The sequence below is a fragment of the Tessaracoccus sp. SD287 genome, assembly GCF_017355265.1.
GTDB lineage: Bacteria > Actinomycetota > Actinomycetes > Propionibacteriales > Propionibacteriaceae > Aestuariimicrobium.
Window position 1 is genome coordinate 84,227 of record NZ_JADIJQ010000010.1, and the last position, 21,748, is coordinate 105,974.

At 69.2% G+C, this 21,748-nt stretch carries 21 protein-coding genes and 1 pseudogene; 6 read left to right on the forward strand and 16 right to left on the reverse strand.

The annotated features are described in order from the left end of the window. Window positions 1-73: 73 nt before the first annotated feature. Window positions 74-991: a type IV toxin-antitoxin system AbiEi family antitoxin domain-containing protein gene (locus IPV09_RS06040; RefSeq protein WP_207474336.1), complete on the forward strand. Its 918-nt coding sequence runs from the start codon at window positions 74-76 to the stop codon at window positions 989-991. A 311-nt stretch (window positions 992-1,302) separates the two neighbouring features. Here the strand turns inward: IPV09_RS06040 and IPV09_RS06045 are convergent, their stop codons facing one another. Then, window positions 1,303-1,950: a ferritin-like fold-containing protein gene (locus IPV09_RS06045; RefSeq protein WP_207474337.1), complete on the reverse strand. Its 648-nt coding sequence runs from the start codon at window positions 1,948-1,950 to the stop codon at window positions 1,303-1,305. Window positions 1,951-2,180: 230 nt separating this feature from the next. On the opposite strand from IPV09_RS06045, the gene IPV09_RS06050 reads away from it, so the two are divergent. Further along, a complete protein-coding gene (locus IPV09_RS06050) occupies window positions 2,181-3,740 on the forward strand; it encodes a DEAD/DEAH box helicase (protein ID WP_370590240.1) in 1,560 nt (519 codons plus the stop codon). Here the strand turns inward: IPV09_RS06050 and trpS are convergent. Together trpS and IPV09_RS06060 are read right to left on the reverse strand one after the other, a co-directional pair. After that, window positions 3,734-4,873 carry a tryptophan--tRNA ligase gene (gene trpS / locus IPV09_RS06055; RefSeq protein ID WP_207474339.1) on the reverse strand — a complete coding sequence of 380 codons (1,140 nt, stop codon included), beginning with the start codon at window positions 4,871-4,873 and terminating at the stop codon, window positions 3,734-3,736. The two genes, IPV09_RS06050 and trpS, sit on opposite strands and share 7 nt — an antisense overlap. A gap of 77 nt (window positions 4,874-4,950) precedes the next feature. Further along, a complete protein-coding gene (locus IPV09_RS06060) occupies window positions 4,951-5,802 on the reverse strand; it encodes a PHP domain-containing protein (protein WP_207474340.1) in 852 nt (283 codons plus the stop codon). A 107-nt stretch (window positions 5,803-5,909) separates the two neighbouring features. On the opposite strand from IPV09_RS06060, the gene IPV09_RS06065 reads away from it, so the two are divergent. Beyond that, complete coding sequence (locus IPV09_RS06065) at window positions 5,910-6,386, forward strand: DUF2505 domain-containing protein (protein ID WP_207474341.1); 477 nt, start codon at window positions 5,910-5,912, stop codon at window positions 6,384-6,386. 31 nt (window positions 6,387-6,417) lie between these two features. Here the strand turns inward: IPV09_RS06065 and IPV09_RS06070 are convergent, their stop codons facing one another. Genes IPV09_RS06070 through IPV09_RS06080 form a run of 3 tightly spaced genes read right to left on the reverse strand, consistent with a single transcriptional unit; the run spans window position 6,418 to window position 7,900 of the window. Next, window positions 6,418-6,627 carry a hypothetical protein gene (locus tag IPV09_RS06070; protein WP_207474342.1) on the reverse strand — a complete coding sequence of 70 codons (210 nt, stop codon included), beginning with the start codon at window positions 6,625-6,627 and terminating at the stop codon, window positions 6,418-6,420. Next, on the reverse strand, window positions 6,627-7,451 hold the full coding sequence (locus IPV09_RS06075) for a Ku protein (protein WP_207474343.1): 825 nt from the start codon (window positions 7,449-7,451) through the stop codon (window positions 6,627-6,629). Before IPV09_RS06075 ends, IPV09_RS06070 begins: the two co-directional genes overlap by 1 nt. Beyond that, complete coding sequence (locus IPV09_RS06080; RefSeq protein ID WP_207474344.1) at window positions 7,451-7,900, reverse strand: hypothetical protein; 450 nt, start codon at window positions 7,898-7,900, stop codon at window positions 7,451-7,453. The genes IPV09_RS06075 and IPV09_RS06080 overlap by 1 nt, the downstream gene beginning before the upstream one ends. Window positions 7,901-8,033: 133 nt before the next feature. On the opposite strand from IPV09_RS06080, the gene IPV09_RS06085 reads away from it, so the two are divergent. The 3 genes from IPV09_RS06085 to IPV09_RS06095 are packed head-to-tail and all read left to right on the forward strand — an operon-like array spanning window position 8,034 to window position 10,218. Continuing rightward, window positions 8,034-8,411: a hypothetical protein gene (locus IPV09_RS06085; protein WP_207474345.1), complete on the forward strand. Its 378-nt coding sequence runs from the start codon at window positions 8,034-8,036 to the stop codon at window positions 8,409-8,411. Further along, a complete protein-coding gene (locus IPV09_RS06090) occupies window positions 8,408-9,712 on the forward strand; it encodes a hypothetical protein (protein WP_207474346.1) in 1,305 nt (434 codons plus the stop codon). The genes IPV09_RS06085 and IPV09_RS06090 overlap by 4 nt, the downstream gene beginning before the upstream one ends. Before the next feature lie 56 nt (window positions 9,713-9,768). Continuing rightward, the gene (locus tag IPV09_RS06095; RefSeq protein WP_207474347.1) at window positions 9,769-10,218 is read left to right on the forward strand and encodes an Rv3235 family protein; all 450 of its coding nucleotides are present in this window, start codon (window positions 9,769-9,771) and stop codon (window positions 10,216-10,218) included. Window positions 10,219-10,227: 9 nt separating this feature from the next. Here the strand turns inward: IPV09_RS06095 and IPV09_RS14630 are convergent, their stop codons facing one another. The 10 genes and pseudogenes from IPV09_RS14630 to IPV09_RS06140 all read right to left on the reverse strand — a co-directional run. Continuing rightward, a complete protein-coding gene (locus tag IPV09_RS14630) occupies window positions 10,228-10,377 on the reverse strand; it encodes an SEC-C metal-binding domain-containing protein (protein WP_370590238.1) in 150 nt (49 codons plus the stop codon). Continuing rightward, window positions 10,374-13,101: pseudogene (gene secA / locus IPV09_RS06100) on the reverse strand (preprotein translocase subunit SecA). The gene IPV09_RS14630 and the pseudogene secA overlap by 4 nt, the downstream one beginning before the upstream one ends. Before the next feature lie 76 nt (window positions 13,102-13,177). Continuing rightward, window positions 13,178-14,446 carry a winged helix-turn-helix domain-containing protein gene (locus tag IPV09_RS06105; protein ID WP_207474348.1) on the reverse strand — a complete coding sequence of 423 codons (1,269 nt, stop codon included), beginning with the start codon at window positions 14,444-14,446 and terminating at the stop codon, window positions 13,178-13,180. A gap of 92 nt (window positions 14,447-14,538) precedes the next feature. Next, window positions 14,539-15,168: a ribosome hibernation-promoting factor, HPF/YfiA family gene (gene hpf / locus IPV09_RS06110; protein ID WP_207474349.1), complete on the reverse strand. Its 630-nt coding sequence runs from the start codon at window positions 15,166-15,168 to the stop codon at window positions 14,539-14,541. 184 nt (window positions 15,169-15,352) lie between these two features. Then, a complete protein-coding gene (locus tag IPV09_RS06115; protein ID WP_207474350.1) occupies window positions 15,353-16,000 on the reverse strand; it encodes a ComF family protein in 648 nt (215 codons plus the stop codon). An 80-nt stretch (window positions 16,001-16,080) separates the two neighbouring features. Next, on the reverse strand, window positions 16,081-17,847 hold the full coding sequence (locus IPV09_RS06120) for an LpqB family beta-propeller domain-containing protein (RefSeq protein WP_207474351.1): 1,767 nt from the start codon (window positions 17,845-17,847) through the stop codon (window positions 16,081-16,083). Further along, entirely contained in the window at window positions 17,844-19,487 is a 1,644-nt protein-coding gene (gene mtrB, locus IPV09_RS06125) for an MtrAB system histidine kinase MtrB (protein ID WP_207474352.1), read from the reverse strand. Before mtrB ends, IPV09_RS06120 begins: the two co-directional genes overlap by 4 nt. A gap of 21 nt (window positions 19,488-19,508) precedes the next feature. Continuing rightward, window positions 19,509-20,213: an MtrAB system response regulator MtrA gene (gene mtrA / locus IPV09_RS06130; RefSeq protein ID WP_207474353.1), complete on the reverse strand. Its 705-nt coding sequence runs from the start codon at window positions 20,211-20,213 to the stop codon at window positions 19,509-19,511. 123 nt (window positions 20,214-20,336) lie between these two features. Continuing rightward, window positions 20,337-21,224, reverse strand: a complete 888-nt coding sequence (locus IPV09_RS06135) for a hypothetical protein (RefSeq protein ID WP_207474354.1) — start codon at window positions 21,222-21,224, stop codon at window positions 20,337-20,339. Further along, window positions 21,221-21,748: hypothetical protein (locus IPV09_RS06140; RefSeq protein ID WP_207474355.1), on the reverse strand; the 528-nt coding region annotated here is incomplete at its 5' end. The genes IPV09_RS06140 and IPV09_RS06135, both read right to left, overlap by 4 nt.

Below are 21,748 nucleotides of genomic sequence, written 5' to 3' on the forward strand. Positions count from 1 at the left end.
GACGACACCTGGGCCCGGATGGACAACACCAGACCCCTGTTGCACCGGCGGGACCTGCAGGTTGGCTGGGGTCATGCAGGTTTTCAGCACGGCAGAACTTCTGGCCCAGGGCATGAGCACCCACCACATTACGGCGGCCGTCGCTGCGGGTCGACTGACGCGGGTGGGCCGGGGCGCCTACGTCGTCGGCGAGGTGCTCGACGAGGCCGCCCGACATCTCGCCCTCGTCCATGGCTGTCGTGGCGACACACTCGCATTGGAGAGCGCCGCCCTCATCCACGACCTGCCCGTCGCAGGATTTCCACGCACCGTCCAGATCACCGTCCCCGGTGACGGCACCAGTTGGCAGCGTGCCACCCGGACCATCCGCTCGGCACCCCTGGCGCACGACCATGAGACCGTGGTCAACGGCCACCGCCTCACCACCATCGCGAGGACCGTGGTCGACCTGGCCCGGTTCAGGCCCGGGCGCGCTGCCGTCATCACCTGGGAGGCGGCGCGATGGCGCGCGTCCGGGGCGCACGGTAGTGACCAGCTCCAGCAGGACATCGTCCAGGTCATGGCCGCGTTGCCCGGCCGCCACGGCATGGGTGCCGCCCGTGCCATGGCCCAGTTCGCGTCGGCACTGTCCCAGAGCCCCATGGAGTCGGTGAGCCGCTGGAACATGCGAACACTCGGCATCCCAGAACCGGTCCAGCAGTACGACATCGTCGACGAGCGTGGTGTCGTGACCGCGACCGTCGACTTCGCCTGGCCCGAACTGGGCGTCATCGGCGAATACGACGGCGAGGGCAAGTACCAGGAGCTGGCCGCGCCCGGACAGTCACCGGCCGACGTCTTCTGGAAGGAGAAGCGTCGGCAGGAACGGATCGAGGACCTCGGGTGGATCGTGGTGCGGTGGAACAAGCACGAGGTGCGACACCCCGAACTGATGAAGGCCAAGATTGAGCGCGCCTTCGAACGCGCCCGGGGACGGCGTCCCGCCGCCTGAGCAGAGCAACCGCCTCGGCTTGCAGTCCGCGTCGACCTCGGCCGGCATGCACGAGTCCGCTCGGCCTGCACGATCATCGGCCCTGAGGATTCACCCGGACTGCGCCGATTTACCCCGCTTGCGCCGATTAACCCTTGCGCCGATTTACCCCGCTTGCGCCGATTTACCCGGCAAGGACCACGGGTAGACCCGCGCGACCCGGGTATCCGGTCAGGCGTGGCTGGCCAGACCGCCTCAGGGCTGGAACCGGGACCACCGGGTAGACCCGCGCCACCCGTGTATCCGCCCGACTCCGAGCCCACCAGACCGCCTCAGGGCTGGAACCCCAGCGCCAGCATGCGCTGTGCCGCACCCTCCACCAGCGTCTGCAGCAGCTCGACGGCCCGGGACACCTCGTCGGTGGTCCCGCCCTCGACACCGGTGAGGGCGCGGATGAGCCGGGTGTCGCGCGAAACGATGCGTTGCGCCTGGGCCGACAGCTCGGCGACGACCCGTCGTCCGAACAGACTGGTGCGCGAGACCTGCTCGTCGTCGAGCTCCAGGTCGGACAGGGTCTGGGTCAGCAGCTCGGCCAACTCCCGGCCAGGATTGTGTTCCAGCACCGCCGCCACCGCCGGGGGCCACTGCGCACTGGTGTGATCGGCCAGGTCCATCCCGGCACCAAAGAGCAGCACGTTCTTCAGCAGCGCCTCCGCCCAGCTGGCCGATGGCGTGTGCCGCTGCACCGAGGCAAGTGCGCTGCGCGTCGAGCCGACCCAGTGGTCCGCCTGCTCCTCAGGCACCAGCGCCAGACAGGTGCGAGCCGCGTCCACCACCGCCGACGACGAGCGCGCCACGCCCAGGGCCTCCATGGTGGTGGGCGCCAGACCGGCCAACTCGGCCAGCGACTCGTAGCACAGCAACCACCCGGTGCCGTAGAGACCAGCGATGGCGATGTCGTCAGATGAGGTCGCAGTCACAGGCACAGGCTAGCGCCGCCGTATCCGGAAAATGGGTCTCACAGGCCGGGGCGGCTAGACTGTCACTGGTTGGGCAGCATGTCCGACCTCTGTCGCCTGAGTATTCGCGGACGACGCGGCACGCCGAGAACCGGCAGAGCCCGTCGCACGACCACTGCTGTTCCGCGCGCGACAGTGCACACAACCGAGGAAGATCCGGTCAGGTCAAGCCTCGGACGACCGAAGGCACGATCCTGAATTCCATCACCGAAGCGTCCCTCACGGACGAAGACACCACCACTTTCGCAGACCTCGGCGTCCTGCCCGAGATCACCCAGGCGCTGGCCGATGCCGGCATCGTCCACCCGTTCCCGATCCAGGCGATGGCGCTGCCCCTGGCCATCGACGGACTCGACATGATCGGCCAGGCCCGCACCGGCACCGGCAAGACCCTCGCCTTCGGCGTGGCCGTCCTGCAGCGGGTCACTCCCCCGCAGCACCAGGGCGAGGACTTCAAGCACCCCGGCAAGCCGCAGGCGCTGATCCTGTGCCCGACCCGCGAACTGGCCATGCAGGTCTCCCGCGACCTGACCATCGCGGGCTCGCTGCGCAAGGTCCGGGTGCTGACCGTCTACGGCGGCGTCGCCTACGAACCGCAGCTCGAGGCCCTCGCTGACGGGGTCGACGTCGTCGTCGGCACGCCCGGTCGGGTGCTCGACCTGACCAACCGTGGTTCCCTCGACCTGTCGGCGGTGCAGATCGCGGTGCTGGACGAGGCCGACGAGATGCTCGACCTGGGCTTCCTGCCCGACGTGGAGCGGCTGCTCGCACGCACTCCCAAGGGCCGCCAGACCCTGCTGTTCTCGGCCACCATGCGGTCGCAGATCGTCGCCCTGGCCCGCGCGCACCTGTCGCGCCCGGTCAACATTCGCGCCGAGGGCCACGACGCCCACGCCACCGTGCCCGACACCACCCAGTTCGTCTACCAGGCCCATGACCTGGACAAGCCCGAGGTCGTCGGCAAGATCCTGCAGTCCCGCGACGTGGAAAAGGTGATGATCTTCACCCGCACCAAGCGTTCGGCGCAGCGGCTGGCCGATGAGCTCGAGGACCGCGGCTTCCCGGCAAGCTCCATCCACGGCGACCTCAATCAGGCCGCCCGCGAGAAGGCGCTGAAGAAGTTCCGCGAGGGCAAGATCACCGTGCTGGTCGCCACCGACGTCGCCTCGCGCGGCATCGACATCTCAGGCGTCAGCCACGTCATCAACTACGAGTGCCCCGAGGACGACAAGACCTACGTGCACCGCATCGGCCGCACCGGCCGGGCCGGCGCGAAGGGCGTCGCCGTGACCCTGGTCGACTGGGCAGACGTCACCCGCTGGAAGGTCATCAACAAGTCACTGGAACTCGACTTCGAGAACCTGGTCGAGACCTACTCCAGCAGCCCTCACCTGTTCACCGACCTCGACATTCCCGAGGGCACCAAGGGACGCCTGCAGCCCCCCAAGCCCAAGGACGAGGGCGAGCGACACAAGGGCAAGGACCACCACGGTCGTCACCGGGAGGAGCGCAAGGAGCGGGGCGAGCGGCCCAAGCGGAACCGTCGTCGGCTGCGCAACGGCGAGCCGGTCGACGGCGAGGCCAGCACGGCTGCCGCCACCCCCACCGCCACCGCCGCCGAACCCATCGCGGCCGAGCCGGCCCCGAGCTCGGACGTCGAGGCCTCGGATCGTCCGCGTCGTCGCCGCCGCCGCTCCCGTGGCGCCGGCCAGGCCGGCGCCGAGCAGGTCGAGACGGCAGCCGCTCAGTAGACCATCTGCATGGCCTGGCGCACCTCGGCCAGGGTCGCCTCGGCGATCTGGTTGGCCCGGGTGTTGCCGGCGGCCAGCACCTGCTCCAAATAGCCGGGGTCGGCGACCAGTTCCGCTCGTCGGGCACGGTGCCCGGCGAAGAACTCGTTGACGGCCTCGGTGACCAGCTTCTTCAGTCCACCGCCGCCGCCGTCGCCGATCTCCTCGGCCACCGACTCGGGGGTGCGGTCCAGACACAGCGCGGCCAGCATGACCAGGTTGGACACCTCGGGACGGTTGTCGGGGTCGTAGGTGATGTGGCGCTGCGAATCGGTGGTGGCCTTCTTGATCAGCTTGGCGGTCTGGTCAGCGTCAAATCCCAACTCGATGGTGTTGCCCCGCGACTTGCTCATCTTGGCCCCATCCATGCCCAGGATGTTGGTGGCCTCGCTCAGCAGCGCCTCCGGTTGCGGGAAGACCGGCCTGGCCGCGTCGGCGCGTCCGTAGCGTTCATCGAAACGACGGGCGATCACCCGGGCCTGTTCCAGGTGCGGCAACTGGTCCTTGCCGACCGGCACCAGGTTGGCCTTGCAGAACAGGATGTCGGCGGCCTGGTGCACCGGGTAGGTCAGCATCAGGCCAGACATCGGACGATCCCCGGTCGCCTCCAGCTCGCTCTTGACGGTGGGGTTGCGGCGCAGTTCGGCGTCGGTGACGATCGACAGGAACGGCAGCATCAGCTGGTTCAGCGCCGGGATCGCGGAGTGCGCGAAGATGGTGCACTCCTCGGGGTCGAGCCCCGCCGCAATGTAGTCGGCCAGCAGCGAGTACACCCGGTCGCGGATCTGGCCGACGCCGTCGCGGTCGGTGATGACCTGGTAGTCGGCGATCAGCACCAGGGAGTCGATGCCCAACTGCTGCAGCCGCACCCGGTTCTGCAGCGAGCCGAAGAAGTGGCCAATGTGCAGGTTGCCGGTGGGTCGATCCCCGGTGAGCATCCGGTAGCGGCCGGGATTGACGCGGATGTCGGCGGCGATCTGGGCGCTGCGTGCCACCGACCGGGCCAGGGACGCACCGCTCGAGCTCTGCGCGATCTCGTCGCCGGTGGTGTCCTCGCCCGCCATGGTGGTGCTGCTGTCCTCGGTCACGCTCATCGTCTTCTTCCCGGTTGCTGGAACGCCTGACCCACCCCTGCCGGCGGGCCGGGGACAACTCTAGCCAGTGGCGATGCTCAGACCTTGCCCCCGCGGCGGCGAATGCGGACCACCAGCTCGCGGTAGGCACTCTCACGGGTCGTGTTCAGACCCAGCGGCACCCCCTGCTTGCCGGTGCCGTGGTAGTCGCTGGAACCGGTGCGGATCAGTCCGAGCCGGGCCCCCATGTCGAACAGCAGGCTGCGGGTCTCCTCGTCGTGGTCCACGTGGTCGACCTCGATGCCCTCCAGCTCGTGGTCGCGCACCAACTGCTCGATGTACTCCACCGTGAGGTGGTCACGGCTGTTGCGTCCCCAGGGGTGGGCCAGCACGGCCACCCCGCCGGCCCCGTGGACCAGGTCGATGCCGTCCTCCAGCGGGGTCGAGTAACGACCGATGTAACCCGGCTTGTCATCTGCCAGCCACGTCTCGAAGGCCTCCCGACGGTCGGCCACGTAGCCCTTCTTGACCAGCGCGTCCGCCACGTGGGGGCGCCCCACCGAGGGCGACAGCCCCGACTGCTCCTTGATGTCGGCGACGCTGAGCTGCATCCCGAGCTCGGTGAAGCGATCGGCAAATGCCTGCAGCCGGCCGGCGCGTCCGGCCCTGTTCTTGGCCAGTTCGGCCGCCAGCGCCCGGTTCGAGGCATCGCAGCCGTACCCGAGCAGGTGCACCGAGGAACCGTCGACCTCGCAACTCATCTCGACACCGCGCACCACCGTGACCCCGAGCCGCTTGCCGGCCTCGACCGCCTGGCTGATGCCGTCAAAGGTGTCATGGTCGGTCAGGGCGATGACGTCCAGCCCGGCATCATGGGCCTTGTGCACCAGGGCCGTGGGGGTGTCGGTGCCGTCGGAGACGGTCGAGTGGGTGTGCAGGTCGATGCGCATGCCAACATCATGCCGCACCCCCACCCCTCAGGATGGGCCGACCCCCGGGGGTGGATTCCCGCCGGACCTCGCCCGCCGGGCCGTCCCGGTCGGCCACAATGGGAACCATGCAGATCAACTCCCAGCAGTCCTATGCCGCCACCCCCGACCAGGTCTTCGCCATGATGACCGACGAGGCCTACCTCGCTGCCTGTTGCGACCGGTTCGGCGCCAAGGAACGCACCATTGCCGTGGACGGCAACACCACCACCGTCAACATGAAATTGCCCGCCCCAGCGCAGGTGCAGAAGTTCATCGGTGCCGTGTTGCCGCTGAACCAGATCATCACCTGGGGTGAACCCGCCGCCGACGGGACCCGCAACGGCACCCTGACCATGACCGTCGACAAGATGCCCGTCAACGTCTCCGGCACGGCGGTGCTGCGTCCGGGCGGGCAGGGCACCGAGGTGGTCTACGAGGCCGACATGAGCGTCAAGATCCCGCTGCTGGGCAAGAAGCTCGAGCAGGAGGCCGCCCCGGTCGCCAAGCGGGCCCTGGACGCCCAGGAGCAGGTGGGCAAGGACTACCTGGCCCAGCGGGCCTGACCCACCGCCCCACCGTCGGGGGCAGCTGCCCTCAGTCGTACTCCACGAAGACGTCCTCGCCGATCAGGTCGGCGAGGACGTTCTGGTCTGCGGGGGTGCACACGACGAAGCTGACGGCCTCCCCGTCGTCCTCACCGGCGAAGCGTTCCTTGATGATGGCCACCTCGTGGCCGCGGCCGTCGAGGGCCTCGGCCAACTTCGTCGCCTCGGCTTCGTCATCGAGGTGGATACGCGCGATCATCAGCCAGCCGCCTTCTTCTTGGAGGCCTCGGCAGCAGCCTCACGCTTCTTCTTTGCCGCGGCAACCGACGCCTTGAGCGCCGCCACCAGGTCGACCACCTCGGCGGTCTCCCCCTCCTCCTGATCCGCTTCGGCCATCGGCACGCCCGACAGCTTGGCCTCGACGACCTTCTCCAGTGCCTCCCGGTAGGAGTCGGTGAACTCGGTCGGGTCGAACTCGGACTCCAACTCGTTGATGAAGGAGGTTGCCATGGCCACCTCGGCCTTGGACGCCTTCACGTCGCCGGGTGGTTCGGCGAAGCTCACGTCGCGGATCTCGTCGGGCCACAGCATGGTGTGCATCACCAGCACATTGTCCCGGGCCCTGATCAGCGCCACCGACTCGCGCTGGCGCAGTGAGACCTTGACCACCGCGGCCCGTCCGGTCTTCACCATGGCGTCACGCAGCAGCACGTAGGGCTTGCCGCCCGACCCCTCGGCCTCCAGCACGTAGGTCTTGGCGAAGTAGGTGGGGTCCACCGCCTCGGCCTCGACGAACTGGACGACCTCGACGGACTTGTTGGACGACAGCGGCAGCTCGTCGAAGTCGGACTTCTCCAGGATGGCGACCCTGCCGTCGGCGGCGGTGTAGCCCTTGGCGATTTCGGCGAAGGGGACCTCCTCGCCGCACTTCTCGCAGACCCGCTTGTACTTGATCCGGCCACCGTCGGCCGGATGCACCTGGTTGAAGCTGATGTCCTTTTCCTCGGTGGCTCCGTAGACCTTGACCGGAATCGTGATCAGGCCGAACGAGATCGCACCCTTCCAGATTGAGCGTGGTGCCATCAGACTCCCCATTCCTCGATGGTGTGCCACAGCAGTTCGTGCTGCAGCAACGCGGACACCTCTTCGTGCGCCCAGGCCTCGTCGATGCCCTGGCCCGTCACGGCCGCAGCCGCGGACTGCGCGAGGGCAGCCGACTCGTCAGCGAAGCAGGCGACCAGTTGGTTGCGGCGCAGACCGGTGACGATGACTCCCCCGTTGTCGGCCTCCTCGCCGACACCGATCTGGCCGGGGTCGACCTCGGCGGTGACCACGAAGCGTTGACCGTGCCGGGTCAGCGCCCAGACCGAAGCCAGGACCAGGGCGGCGTACTCGGCCTCCTCGTCCGCGTCGGGGCCGTAGTCGAGGGTCTCGTACAGGGCCTGGTTGGCGGTGATGGCCGGCACCGGCCCGGCGAACAGCGCCTGCGGATCGTCGCGGTCGGCGGGGATGCAGACGAGGACCCCGGTCATCGCATGTCCTTCCCGGTCACCGTGTCCGGCGCCCTGCAGCATTCTGGGCCCACCACAGCGGCGGGCTAGGATCAAAACTAGCCTGCCGGGGGGTGTCTTCGGCACGGAATCGTCCCCCAGGAGAGTGCTGACCATGCGTGCGAGCCGCCGATCGTTCCTCGCCACGGCGGTGGGAGGCAGCGCCGCAGCGGTGCTGCTCGCCGGCTGTGGCGACCAGGCGACCGAGGCCAAGCCCCCGGAGGACGTCACCATCGCGGTCACCTACCGGGACGGGGTGCTCACGCCGAATGCGGTCAAGGTCGAGGTCGCCCAGGGCGCGACCGTCACCGTCACCGTGGACTCCGACGCCGCCCTGCACGTCCACCTGCACGGCTACGACCAGACCATCGACGCCAGCCCCGGCGTCCCGGCCTCGTTGTCATTCGTCGCCGACCTGGTCGGCACCTTCGAACTCGAGACCCATGACCCGACCAAGCTGGTCGCCCAGGTCGTCGTGCGTGACGCGCAGTGAGTCCCGCTGGACTGGTGCCGCTGCACGGGGTGGGGTCACGGCAGGACCTGCCACTGCCCTTCGAACTGGTCGTCGTCGGTGCCGCGGTGGCGGTGGCGATCACCTTCGTCCTGCTGGTGTGGGCGTGGCGTGAGCCCCGCTGGGAGCATCCGGCCGGACGCCCCCTGCCCGGTCTGACCCGGTTGGTCGACCACCCGGTGCTGCTGTGGGTCGCCCGACTGCTGGTCGCTGCCGTGACGGCCGTGGCCCTGGTGGCCCTGCTGCTCGGCCCCGACAAGATCAGCAACCCGTTCCCGGGCTACCTGTTCGTCTGGATCTGGGTGGGCCTGGTGCCGGTCTCGCTGCTCCTCGGCCGGGCGTGGCGCACCCTCTCACCGGTGCGCACCCTGATGGCCTGGCGTGGTGCCCACCGCCCCGACGCCGACCGGCCGACAGCGCTGGGGCTCTACCCTGCTGCCGCGGCCCTGGTCGCCTTCACCTGGCTGGAACTGGTCCAGCCCGACCGCGCCACCACCGCTGTGCTGAGGTGGTGGGTCCTCGGCTACGCCCTGTGGACGATCGCGGGGGCGCTGGTCCGCGGCGGTCGCTGGCTGGCCTCGGCTGACCCGTTCGAGGCCTACGCCGGGGCGGTGGCCCTGCTGAGCCCGTGGCAGCGACGTGACGGCGTCATCGGCCTGACCAGTCCCCTGCGGCAGGTCTCCAGCGCTGAGCCACCCCGGGGCCTGTGGGCGCTCTGCTGCGTCCTGCTCGGCGGCACCGCCTTCGACTCGCTCAGCGGGGGGGTCTGGTGGGTGCGCGCTGTCCAGTCCTCGTCGCTGCCCAGCGTCTTCTGGGGTTCGGTGGGGTTGCTCGGCTGCCTGCTGCTGGTCGGTGGCACCTACCTGGTGGGTGCGCTGGTCGTCGCCCGCGCCTCGGGCATCACCGACCGGGGCCCACAGCTCGACTCCCTGGGACGCTCGCTGGTGCCGATCGTGGCGGCCTACGCCCTGGCCCACTACGCCACCCTGCTGATCATCGAGGGGCAGCGGGTGGCGATCAACCTGTCGGACCCCCTGGGGCGCGGCGACAACTGGTTCGGCACGGCCGAGCTGGGCGTCAACGGCGCCATCTACGACTACGCCAGCCTGGTGGCCTGGGCGCAGGTGCTGCTCATCGTGGGTGGCCACGTGCTGGGGGTCGCCGCGGTCCACGACATCGCCCTGCGCACGCTGCCGGCGGCACGTCGCACCACCGCCCAGGTGCCACTGCTGCTGGTGATGGTCTTCTACACCTGCGCCGGGCTGCTGCTGCTGTTCGCCTGAGCGAGTTGTCCACAGGACTGCTTGCGCAGCGCTCGTCCGGTTCGCAGGCTGGGGCCATGTCCGAGATCCCAGCACCACTGCGCCCCGGGGCTGTTGTCCCCACCCACGTCGTCCTGGCCGCCGACGGCCTGGTCGTCACCGAACTCGTCGCCGAGACCGACGGCGCCGACCATCGTCAGGCGGCCAGCACCCTGGTCGCCCACCTGGCGCGTTCCGTGCTGGAGTTCCTGCAGCGGCGCCGCGGCCGTGCGGGTCTGGGACGGGCCGTCACCCTCGACGTCGAGACGGCCCTCGAGCAGTGGCGTGCGCTCCTCGACTGGTCCTCGGCGACGCTGCTGGCGGCCCGCGGCGACCTGGCCACCGAGCGTGCCGTCGAGGGCTCCTTCACGGTGCAGCGCCGGGGCCGACGCCAGACCTTCGTCTGCCGCATGGAGCACAACGGGCGCCGGTGGACGTGTGTCCGCCTGGCGCCCGTGGGCCCACTGCTGCCAACCCGCCCCGGCTAGGGCCGGGTCTCAGGCTCCGTGGCAGGCCTTGTACTTCTTGCCCGAACCACACGGGCAGGGCTGGTTGCGCCCGGTGCCCGCGAACTTCTTCGGCTCGTCCGCCTCGGCCGTCGCCGTGCTCGTACCCGCCGACCCGGACGCCGTGGCGGCCGCCGTCACCTTGGCCGGTGCCGCCTTGGCCGGTGCCGCCTTGGCCGGTGCCCCCTTGGCCGCCGGACGCCGCGACGGGCGCTTCGACCGTGCCGCAGTGGCCTCACGCTTGACCTCGGTGCCGCCCTGCTCGTCGGGGGCGCTGTAGCTGAGGTTCGCAGCCTTGCGGCCGCCCAGGCCCTTGGCCAACGGCTTGACGGGGACGTCCTCGTCGGCCGGGGCGCTCGGGGTGGGCAGGTTCGGCTGGTCGACCAGACCGACGCCCTCGACCTCGGTCTTCACCTCGAGGTTGAACAGGTACCCGACGACCTCCTCCATGAACGCCTCCATCATGGAGTTGAACATCAGGCCGCCCTCGCGCTGGTACTCGACCAACGGGTCGCGCTGGGCCATGGCGCGCAGACCGATGCCCTCGCGCAGGTAGTCCATCTCGTAGAGGTGCTCACGCCACTTGCGGTCCAGCACGGTCAACAGCACCTGCCGTTCGAGTTCCCGCATGGTGTCCTCGCCGAGCGACTCCTCGCGCTTGTCGTAGGCCTTTTGGGCGTCCTCGACGAAGGCCTCGACCAGGGCGTCCTGCTCGGTGACCTCCTCGATCTCGTCGGTGTCCAGTCCGACCGGGTACAGCGTCCTGAGGTCGGTGACCAGGTTCTCGAGGTCCCACTCGTCGTGGAAGCCCTCGGTGCGGCCCCGGACGGTGTCCTCGACCACCCGGCTGACGGTGTCGCGCAACTGCTCCTCGACGTCGGCACCGTCCAGCACCTGGCGCCGGTCGCCGTAGATGGCGTGGCGCTGGCGGTTCATGACGTCGTCGTACTTCAGCACGTTCTTGCGCATCTCGAAGTTCTGCGCCTCGACCTGCTTCTGGGCATTCTCGATGGACGACGAGATCCACTTGTGCTCGATGGGCTGGTCCTCGGGCACCTTCAAGGTGAGCATGGCCCGTTCGATGACCTCCGGCTGGAACAGGCGCATCAGGTCGTCCTGCAGCGACAGGTAGAAACGGCTCTCACCGGGGTCACCCTGACGACCGGAGCGGCCACGCAACTGGTTGTCGATGCGGCGCGACTCGTGGCGTTCGGAGCCGATCACGTACAGGCCGCCGGCCTCGACGACCTCTTCGTGTTCGGCCTTGGTCTGCACCTCGATCTCTTCGAGGGTCTGCTCCCATTCGGCTTCGTACTCGTCAGGGGTCTCGACCGGGTCCAGGCCCTTCTCCTTCAGCACCTGGTCTGCCAGGAACTCCGAGGAGCCACCCAGCATGATGTCGGTGCCGCGACCGGCCATGTTGGTGGCCACCGTGACCGCGCCCTTGCGCCCGGCCAGGGCGACGATGGCGGCCTCGGACTGGTGGTGCTTCGCGTTCAGCACCTGGTGCGGGATGCCGGCCTTCTTCAGGGCCGCCGAGATGCGCTCCGACTTCGCCACCGAGGCGGTGCCGATCAGCACCGGCTGGCCTTTCTCGTGGCGTTCGGTGACGTCCTCGATGATGGCGTCGTACTTGGCGTCCTCGGTGCGGTAGATCAGGTCCTTCTGGTCGAGGCGCACCATCGGCCGGTTCGTCGGAATGGGGATGACGCCCAGGCCGTAGATCTTCTGGAACTCCGACTCCTCGGTCTTGGCCGTGCCGGTCATGCCCGAGAGCTTGTCGTACATGCGGAAGTAGTTCTGCAGGGTGATCGTGGCCAGGGTCTGGTACTCGTCCTTGATCGTCACCCCTTCCTTCGCCTCGAGGGCCTGGTGCAGGCCCTCGTTGTAGCGACGCCCGGCCAGCGAACGGCCGGTGTGCTCGTCGACGATCAGCACCTCGCCGTCGATGACGACGTAGTCCTTGTCCTTCTTGAACAACTCCTTGGCCTTGATGGCGTTGTTCAGGTAACCGATCAGCGGGGTGTTGGCCGACTCGTAGAGGTTCTCGATGCCCAGACGGTCCTCGACGGCCGCGATGCCGGGAGCCAGCACCGACACGGTGCGCTTCTTCTCGTCCACCTCGTAGTCGCGGTCACGGTTCAGGCGCAGCACCAGCTTGGCGAACTCGGGGTACCACTGCTGGTTGTCCTCGGCCGGGCCGGAGATGATCAGCGGGGTGCGGGCTTCGTCGACCAGGATCGAGTCGACCTCGTCGACGATGGCGAAGTGGTGGCCACGCTGCACCAGGTCGTCGTTGCTGAGCGCCATGTTGTCGCGCAGGTAGTCGAAGCCGAACTCGTTGTTGGTGCCGTAGGTGATGTCGGCGTTGTAGGCACGGCGACGCTCGGCCGGGGTCATCGAGGTGAGGATGACGCCGGTGTCCAGGCCCAGGAAGTGGTGCACCCGGCCCATCTGCTCGGACTGGTACTTGGCCAGGTAGTCGTTGACCGTGATGACGTGGACGCCCTTGCCGGTCAGCGCGTTCAGGTAGGACGGCAGGGTCGCCACCAGGGTCTTGCCCTCACCGGTCTTCATCTCGGCGATGTTGCCCAGGTGCAGCGCTGCCCCACCCATCACCTGCACGTCGAAGTGACGCTGGCCGCGCACCCGGCGGGAGGCCTCACGGACGGTGGCGAAGGCCTCGGGCAGGATGTCATCCAGGGTTTCGCCGTTCTCGAGCCGCTCCTTGAACTCGTCGGTCATGGCACGCAGCTCGGCGTCGGTCATCTCCTCGAAGTCCTCTTCGATGGAGTTGACCTGATCGGCAATACGGGACAGCTTCTTCAGCATCTTCCCGTCGCCGGTGTTGAGCAGACGATCGATAAAGCTCACTTGGCTTCCTTCTGTCTAAGGAGACTCGTCCCCACTTCCGCAGGGAGGCACCATTCCATCCTAGAGGCTACGCGTCATGGGGTCCCCACCCGGAACCGACGGCAGCCGAAAGTCGCTCGGCCAGGTCTCCCCGGGGCTGGACGACCACCCGTTCGCAGCCGGTCCACTGGGCCAGTTCGCCCAACTCGGCTGCCAGTTCGACGGCGATCCGTTCGACGGACGCGCTGGCCGCGGCCTCGTACCAGGCGGCCCGGACGAGCAGGGTGCTGGTGGCGCGGTCGGCCTTGAGATCGACCCGGGCGACAAGTTCCTCGTCCAGCAGGAAGGGCAGCACGTAGTAGCCGTACTGACGTTGCGGCTCGGGCACGTAGATCTCGATGCGGTAGTGGAACCCGAACAGCTCCTCGGCACGCCGGCGTTCGAAGACCAGGGAGTCGAAGGGGCTGACCAGGGCCCGGGCCCGGACCGGTCGCGGCACCCGGGCGCGGCCCCCCACGACGTAGTCCTGCCACAGCCAGACGGGACGCTTCCAGCCGTCCACCGACGCACGAACCAGGTGGCCGTCGCTGACCAGCCGGGTGATCGCCTGCTCGGTGGTGTCGCGCCGCAACCGGAAGTAGTCGGCCAGGCAGGTGGCACTGGCGACGCCCAGCGCCTGGGCAGCGCGCCGCACCAGCTCGTCGGCGGACTGCTCATCGGTCGGGTCGGGGGTGTCCAGCACCCGGCCCGGAATCACCTTGTGCGGCAGGTCATAGAGACGTTCGAAGGAGGCGTTGCGTCCCGCCGAGGTGATCTGGCCCATGGAGAACAGCGATTCCAGCACCGACTTGGCGGCCGACCAGTTCCAGCCCCACTGGTCTCGTGCGCGTTCGGCCTGGTCGTACTCGATCTGGCGGGCGGTCAGCGGGCCGCGGGTGGCGAGCTCGTCCAGGACCATCCGGTCGAGCCCCGGGTGCGAGGCCAGCACCGTGTCCAGACCCGGCCCCCACCGTTCGGTATTGCGTGCCATCCGCCACCGCAGGGCGGGCTGGAGCTCAATGTCGATGACGCTGGCGGCATGTCCCCAGTATTCGAACAGGCGGCGCGGCGGCCGCGACAGGGCCCGGTCGACCAGGGCCTTGTCGTAGCACCCCAGACGGGAATAGAACGGGAAGTAGTGGGCCCGCTCGACGATGTTGATGGTGTCGATCTGGAACTGCCCCAGCCGCGTGATCAGGTGCTGCACGTCGCGCATCGTGACCTGGCGGGCGCTGGGGCGGGGTCGACCGAAGCCTTGGGCGTGCAGCGCGATCCGGCGCGCCTGGGCCAGGGTCAGGGGGATCGGGGCGGCGGACATGGCGAAACACTAGCGCCCCCGAGGACGACGAAGGGGGTGCCCGCAGGCACCCCCTTCGCGCGACGCCGAACCGTGGCCCGGCCCGGCTCTGGTCAGCTGACGTTCAGGTGGATCACCCCGTAGTCGTAGGCCTTGCGGCGGTAGACCACGCTCGGACGCCCCGAGGTGGCGTCCTGGAACAGGAAGAAGTCGTGGCCGACCAGTTCCATCTCGTCCAGGGCCTGCTCGAGGGTGAGCGGTGTGGCGGCGAACTCCTTCTCGCGGACCACCAGCGGTCCGTCCCCAGTGACCTCGATGCCGGCGACGACATGCTTGTCGGCCCCGTTGGCGTCGATGCCCTGGTCGGATTCGGTCGGCAGCAACGAGTCCAGCGGCACTTCGGGGTGGCTGAGCGCGCCGGTGTGGTGGCGCAGCCCCTTGTGGTGCTTGCGGCGATCGCTGGCCTTGCGAAGCTGGGTCTTGAGTCGTTCCATGGCCTTGTCGAAGGCCACCATCTTGTCCTCGGCGGTGGCTTCTGCGCGGACGACCGGACCCTTGCTGCGCAGGGTGATCTCCGCCTCGACGGCGTCATCGGGTGAGCCCTTGGTCTCGTTCACGGTGAACTCGACCTCGACACGCTGGACACGGTCCTTGAACCGCTCCACCGTGGCGACGCGCTCGGTGACCTGCTCGCGGATGGTGTCACTGATGTGGCAGTGCCTTCCGCTCACAATGATGTCCATGGCGACCTCCTTGGATCAGGCAGTGGCATCGCTGCCGCTGCGGATGTGGGCCGGCGGGTCCCTGGGATGCTGGGCCCCACGGGCGCAAAAAAGGCACGGGCTCCGCAACTCACCCGTGGGGGTGGGTTCACGATGCCTCGTACCATGACGTAACGCTACCGCCCCGATGCCCCCATTTCACTGACTAGGTCGTCGAATTGGTGGCATCACGGTGTTTCTGTGTGACGGCCACCACGACCGCCCCCAGGACCGTCCACCCACTGGACTCCAGCGCCTGACGGGCGGCCAGGACGGTGGCCCCGGTGGTGCACACGTCATCGACGATGACGGCCAGTCCACCGCCCCGCCCGGGGGGTGCGGCGTGCATGCTGCCCCGCTGGTTGGACTGGCGTTGGCGGTGGTCGAGCCCGGCCTGGTCCTGCACCCGCCGCACCCGGCGCAGCGCGTCGACGACACGGTCCCCGTCGCGGGCACCAGCCCGGGCCAGGGCACGCGAGTGGTGGAAGCCACGTCGACGCACCGCCTCGACCGACGAGGGCGCCGGCACCAGCGCCACGCCGACTGGTGCCACCAATCCCAGCGCCGCCGACAGTCCGGGGCCGCAGACCCTGGCCACCGACCAGGCTCCCCCGTCCTTGAGGGAGCGCACCAGCCGACCACCGACCCCGTGGTAGCCGGTGAGCCCCACCACGGCCAACCCGTCCACGTCCACCTGCAGCCGTGGCCCGGCCACCTCGAGGAGACAGTCAGCGCAGACGCTCCACCCCGCCGCGCCGCACCCGGGACACGCCGACCCCAGCAGCAGGTCGGCCAGGGCATCGATGGTGCGCATGATGCCCACGATGCCCCTGCTGCCGGACGCACCAGCGCCCATCCACAGGCGGGACCCGCACCCGCTGGTTGTCCACAGGTTCAGCCGGCCTTGGCCACCGCCGTCAGCTCCCCGGTGATGCGCTGCCAGCGATAGGCGCCCTCCAGCCGGAACGCCTCATTGGCGTCGCTGAGGAAACTGGCCGACGTGCCCTGCCGACGCGGGAACGCCGCGATCGACATTGGCTGCCCGCCGGCACCGGACGGGCCGAGGTTCTCCACCGAGGCACCGTCACCGCGCACCCGGTACACGTTGAAGGCGCTGGCGGAGTTGGTCGCCGCGACCACCAGCATCGATTCCGGATCGGACCAGGCCACGTCCCGGGTGGCGGTCAGCGGGCCGGAGGTCGAGGTCATCTGCAGCGGGCGCCAAGCATCGACGACCAGGGTGTCGGTGCCCCGGATGCGCATCACGCCCAACTGCGCCGTCTTGCCCTGGTTGACGACCAGGGCCAGCCGGGTGCGGTCGGGCGAGACCCGGAAGGACGTCACGGTGCGACCCGCCAGTTCAGGCAGGGCCAGTTCGGTGACCCGGCCGGTCGCCGAGACCACCACCAGCACGGGGTTGCCCCCGGCATGGTCGACGGTCCACACCGAACGGTCGGCCATCACCTGCGGCCGCACCAGGTCGACCCCGACGTGCAGCGGGGTCACCCTCGGCGCGTCCGGGCCACCCAGGTACAGCGCGGTCCGCTTGTTGTTGACCATGCCGATCGAGTCACCGGAGCGGTGCACGGCGAACTGGCCCGGCTCGTCGCCCCAGCCGCCGGTGCCAAAGACGCCTGACAGGGTGCGGAACCGTTGGGCGTCATTGGGGTCCACCACTCCCAGCAGGCCCCCCTGGACGGCATAGAGGGCCGAGTCGGTCAGGTCGTCGAGCAGGCGGAACTGGCTGAACCCGGCCAGGGTGACCACGCCGTCGCTCCCCTGGCCGGGCACCTGCCACGGCTGGCCGTTCACCAGGACGCGCACCCCCTTGACCTGGTCGAACCGCGACAGGGTGGCGGTCAGTTGCGCGGCCAGTTGGGTGCGCTGCACCTCGGCCAGGGTCAGGATCTGCTCGGTCAACGAGACCTCGGCGATTCCGTCGCGGACGGTGACCGCATTGACGCTCATCCGGGTGTCGCCCGGGATGGCCGAGGTGACCGCCGGTGCCAGCCAGGGTGAGGGCCCGGCCAGCAAGGCCTTCACCGCCGCCGTGGGCGTCAGGGCAGTGGCGTGCAGGTAGACCGACTCCGCCGCGAACCTGGCCCCGTCGGCGGTCAGGAAGTTCACCTGCAGCGGGTAGTAGTAGCGGTCGAAGACGTAGCGGGCGATCAGCAGCCCTTGGGGTGGGTTGGCGATCCGCCACTCGCCGTCGACCTGGGCCATCTCGAAGTCGTGGACGAGTCGTTCCTGCGAGGGCTGGTAGCGGCCGTCGGCGTCGAGGGTGCCCACCACCGGAACGTTGATCGAGGCAGTGGTGGCGGTGGTGATCGGCCGGCTGTTCTCGGACTGGTAGATGGTGGTGCCGGTGTCGGGATTCCACACCTTCTGGGCGGACGGGCTGAGGTAGAGCCGGGCGGAGGCGAAGTCGGGTTCGAAGGTGCTCATGGCGGTGAGGAATCCGGCCACGATCAGCTCAGGGTCGGCGCCGGGCTCCGGCGGCTGGGGGTCGATGTCGACACCGCCGGTGGCGGCCGCCGTCGGGCTGGGCCCGACCTGCTGCACCGGCCCCTGGGTGGGGAGGTTGGCGCAGGCACCCACCGCCAGCGTCACCAGCACGGCCAGCAGGGCACGCCAGCGGTGGGTCCGTCGCGGCATCCTCATCGGGCCTCCTCCACTGCGCGATCATCCACTGCGCGATCGTCTGCTGCGCGATCGTTCCCCGGGGCCGGGTCCCGGTGGGTCGGCCCGGGGGGCAACGCCAACGGCGTGGTGTAATCGGGCGGCGCCAGCGCCAACGGCGAGGACCGCAGCACCACACCGCCCTGCCGGGGCAGCGTCAGCCGGAACTGCGCGCCGCGTCCGGGACGGCCCCAGGCGGCCAGCCAGCCGTGGTGGAGGTGGGCGTCCTCCATGGCGATCGACAGGCCCAGACCGGTGCCCCCCACGCGGCGGGCCCGGCTCGGGTCGGCCCGCCAGAACCGGTGGAACACGTCGCGGACGTGGCTGGCCTGCAGGCCGACCCCGTGGTCGCGCACGGTGATGGCCACGGCGTGGTCATCGGCCGCCACCGTCACCTCGATGGGGCGGCCCTCGCCGTGCTCGATGGCGTTGGTGATCAGGTTGCGCAGGATGCGTCGGATGCGGCGGGCGTCCACCTCCGCCGTTGCGGGGGCGACGGCGATGACGTGCAGCGACGAACCGGCCGAGGTGGCGAACGACGTTTGCGCGGTCACCTCGTCGCGCACCAACGAGACCAGGTCGGTCTCGTCCAGGGTGAGCACGGCGGCACCGGCGTCGAAGCGGGAGATCTCGAGCAGGTCACCCAGCAGGTCCTCGAACCGGTCCAGTTCGTTGCGCAACAGCTCGGTGGCCCGGTGCAGGGAGGGGTCCAGCTCGGCGCGGCCCTCGTAGATTAGATCGGCGGCCATCCGGACGGTGGTCAGCGGGGTGCGCAACTCGTGGCTGACGTCGGCGACGAACTGCTGCTGCACCTTGGACAGGTCCTCGAGTTGGACGATCTGGGACTGCAGCTCGGTGGCCATGTGGTTCATCGACTTGGCCAGGCTGGCCAGGTCGTCCGAGCCGCGTACCCCCATCCGCTCGTCGAGGTGTCCCTCGGCCAGTCGTCCGGCGGTGACGCTGGCCTGGCGGATGGGGCGCACCACCTGCCGCGAGACCAGCAGGGAGATCACGGTGAGCAGCAGCAGCAGCAGCCCGCCGGTGGTGAGAACGGCCCGTTGCAGCAGTTCGACGGTCGCCTGCTCCCGTTCCATGGGGAAGATGAAGTAGACCGGGTAGGAGTCGACGCCGTTGGGGCTGAGCAGCAGCCCGCCGACCACCAGCCCCGGCACCGACCCGCGGTCGGGATCGGTGTAGAGCACCTCGGTGGGGGTGACGTACATGCCCTGGGCCTGCTGGCTGAGTGTGGTCATGATGCTGGTCGGGACGCTCTCGGAGCGGATGCCAGGGGCGACGAACCCCGAGACCGGGCCCTGGATGACCAGGTAGTACTGGTTGGGCTGGGCCCCCACCTCGTCGGCGAGCTGGCCAAAGCGGTCGTAGAGCGAAGCAGTCTGCAGGTCCGCGTCGCGCAGCTGCTGCTGCATGCGCTCCAGGGCCACGCTGGCCTCGGCCACTGCGGTCTCCCGCTTGCCCTGCTGGATGCCGTCGCTGGCCTGCCGCATCAGGAACGCGCCGCCCAGCAGCAGCACCAGTACCGAACCGACGAGGGTTGAGCCGACGATGCGCAGCGGCAGCGACGACCACCACAGCCGCAGCGGGCCGGCCAGCAGGCGCTTCATGGGGTTGCGACAGTCATGCGATCAGCCGTGGGCGGCCGGCTCGCCCGCCTTGTAGCCGATGCCGCGCACCGTGACGACGATCTCGGGACGTTCGGGGTCCTTCTCGATCTTGGAGCGCAGCCGCTGCACGTGCACGTTCACCAGCCGGGTGTCGGCGGCGTGGCGGTATCCCCAGACCTCTTCGAGGAGCACGTCGCGGCTGAACACCTGCTGCGGCTTGCGCGCCAGCGCCAGCAGCAGGTCGAACTCCAGCGGCGTCAGCGAGATGTCGACGCCGGCACGCTTGACGGTGTGGCTGCGGGTGCTGATGGTCAGGTCACCGATGGCGTAGCTGTCCTGCTGGGCCGTGTCGGCGTCGAGTCGACGCAGTCGGGTGCGGATGCGGGCCAACAACTCCTTGGGCTTGAACGGCTTGGAGACGTAGTCGTCGGCGCCCGCCTCCAGTCCGGTGACCACGTCGCGGGTGTCCACCCTGGCGGTCAGCATGATGATGGGGACGCCCGACTCGGCGCGGATGTCGCGGCAGATCTGCACGCCGTCACGGCCGGGCAGCATCAGGTCGAGCAGTACCAGGTCGGGGCGGGAGTCCCGGAAGACCTGCAGTGCCCTGAGCCCGGTGTTGCACCAGGTCGCCTCGAATCCCTCCTGGGCAAGCACGATCTGCAGCATCTCGGCCAGGGCCGCGTCATCGTCCACGACCAGGACGTGGTGACGGGGGTCTGCCATGCTCCACCCTTTCGTGTCCACAACGGACTCACGTGGCCCGAATCAAGTCCATGGTAGCCATCTGCGGTACTGACGCCCCCGAACCCCGTTGTCCCCGCGGGCCGCGGGCCGGTCGGGGGCGGGTCAGCGCAGCTTGACCCCCTTGGCGGTTGCCGAGGTGGACGCCGTCGCCACCTGGCTCTGGTGGCTGCCCAGCGCCGCCAAAGTGGAGGCATTGGCCTGCTGCGCGATGGCGCGCGGCCAGCCACCGTGGGGCTTGAGGTTGGCCGGTGAGGTCTCCACGGTCTTGAGGGAGTCCCCCAGGTCGACCGCGGTCTGTCCCCATTCCGAGCCGTCGACGAGGGCCCGGATCCAGGCGTTCAGCTGGTTCAGGTGGGCCACCGCATTGTAGGAGGCGGTGTAGTAGTACCCCTTCAGCCCACCGGCGCCGAACCCGAACCAGTCGGTGTCACGCCCGGCGTAGGCCTCGGGCTGGGTGTCGTCCTTGATGGTCTCGCGGACCGCGTCAATGCTCGCGCGGGTGACCTGGTGGATGCTCGCGTTCAGCACGGCGACCTGCTCGGTGGCCTCGTAATTGGCCATGGCGACGCCGTGCAGTTCGTCGAGTGCCGCCAACTGCGCGGGCAGCACCTGTTGGTAGGTCTCCCCGGCGACCGACTGCCATTCCAGGTGCCCCAACCGCTCGTTGATGTCCTTGCGCAGGCCCTCGACCTCGCCCATCACGGCGAACCACTCCCGGTGGTGGTTGTCCATCAGGTTGTCCACGACCCGCTTCTTGGGGTCGAAGTGGATGACGTAGAGGTCCAGCAGGTCCGCGGTGGCCCGCCTCAGGTCCTGTTCGAGGCGGGCGACCTCACGCCGGAAGCGCGACTTGTCGGCGCAGTGCCGCCAGTCCAGCTTTGACAGGGCACGGTCGGCCGGCTGCTTCTCGGCCTGCCACGTCGCCTGGAGCTGCGCCTGCAACGCCAGGATCGCGTGATGGACCTCCTCGACGGTGGTTCCCCTGGTCATGCGTCCCACTCCTTGATGATCGCCGTGGTCTGGGCGGCGTTGGCGTCCTCGGTCTGTCGGTAGGCCTGCATGTCGGCCACCAGGTTGTCGCTGATCAGGCTGAACTCGCTGGTCGCACTCGTCGACCAGGCCGTGATGGCACCCGTCATCTCGTTGTACTGCTGGTGGGGCCCGGTGACGAAGCCGAATTCGTGGGTGGCGGCAGCGCGGCTGGAGGCCCGGTGCAGCACCGCCGCCATCCGCTCGGACATCTCGGCCCATTCCTTGGCACCGTTGGTGAGCTTGCCCTGGTCGACGTCAATGTCGCCGGGACCCGTGCTCGGGTCGCCACCGGAGGGAGCCTGGGACACGGGCGGCTGCTGGGCGCCGGTGTGGTCACCTCCTGGCCAACGGTCGGGGATGCCGTCGCCGTCGGTGTCGATGCCGCCGCCCGGCCAGCGGTCGGGAATGCCGTCGCCGTCGGTGTCAATGCCGCCAGCAGCAAACGTGTCAGCCACGCCGTCACCGTCGGTGTCCACGCCCGC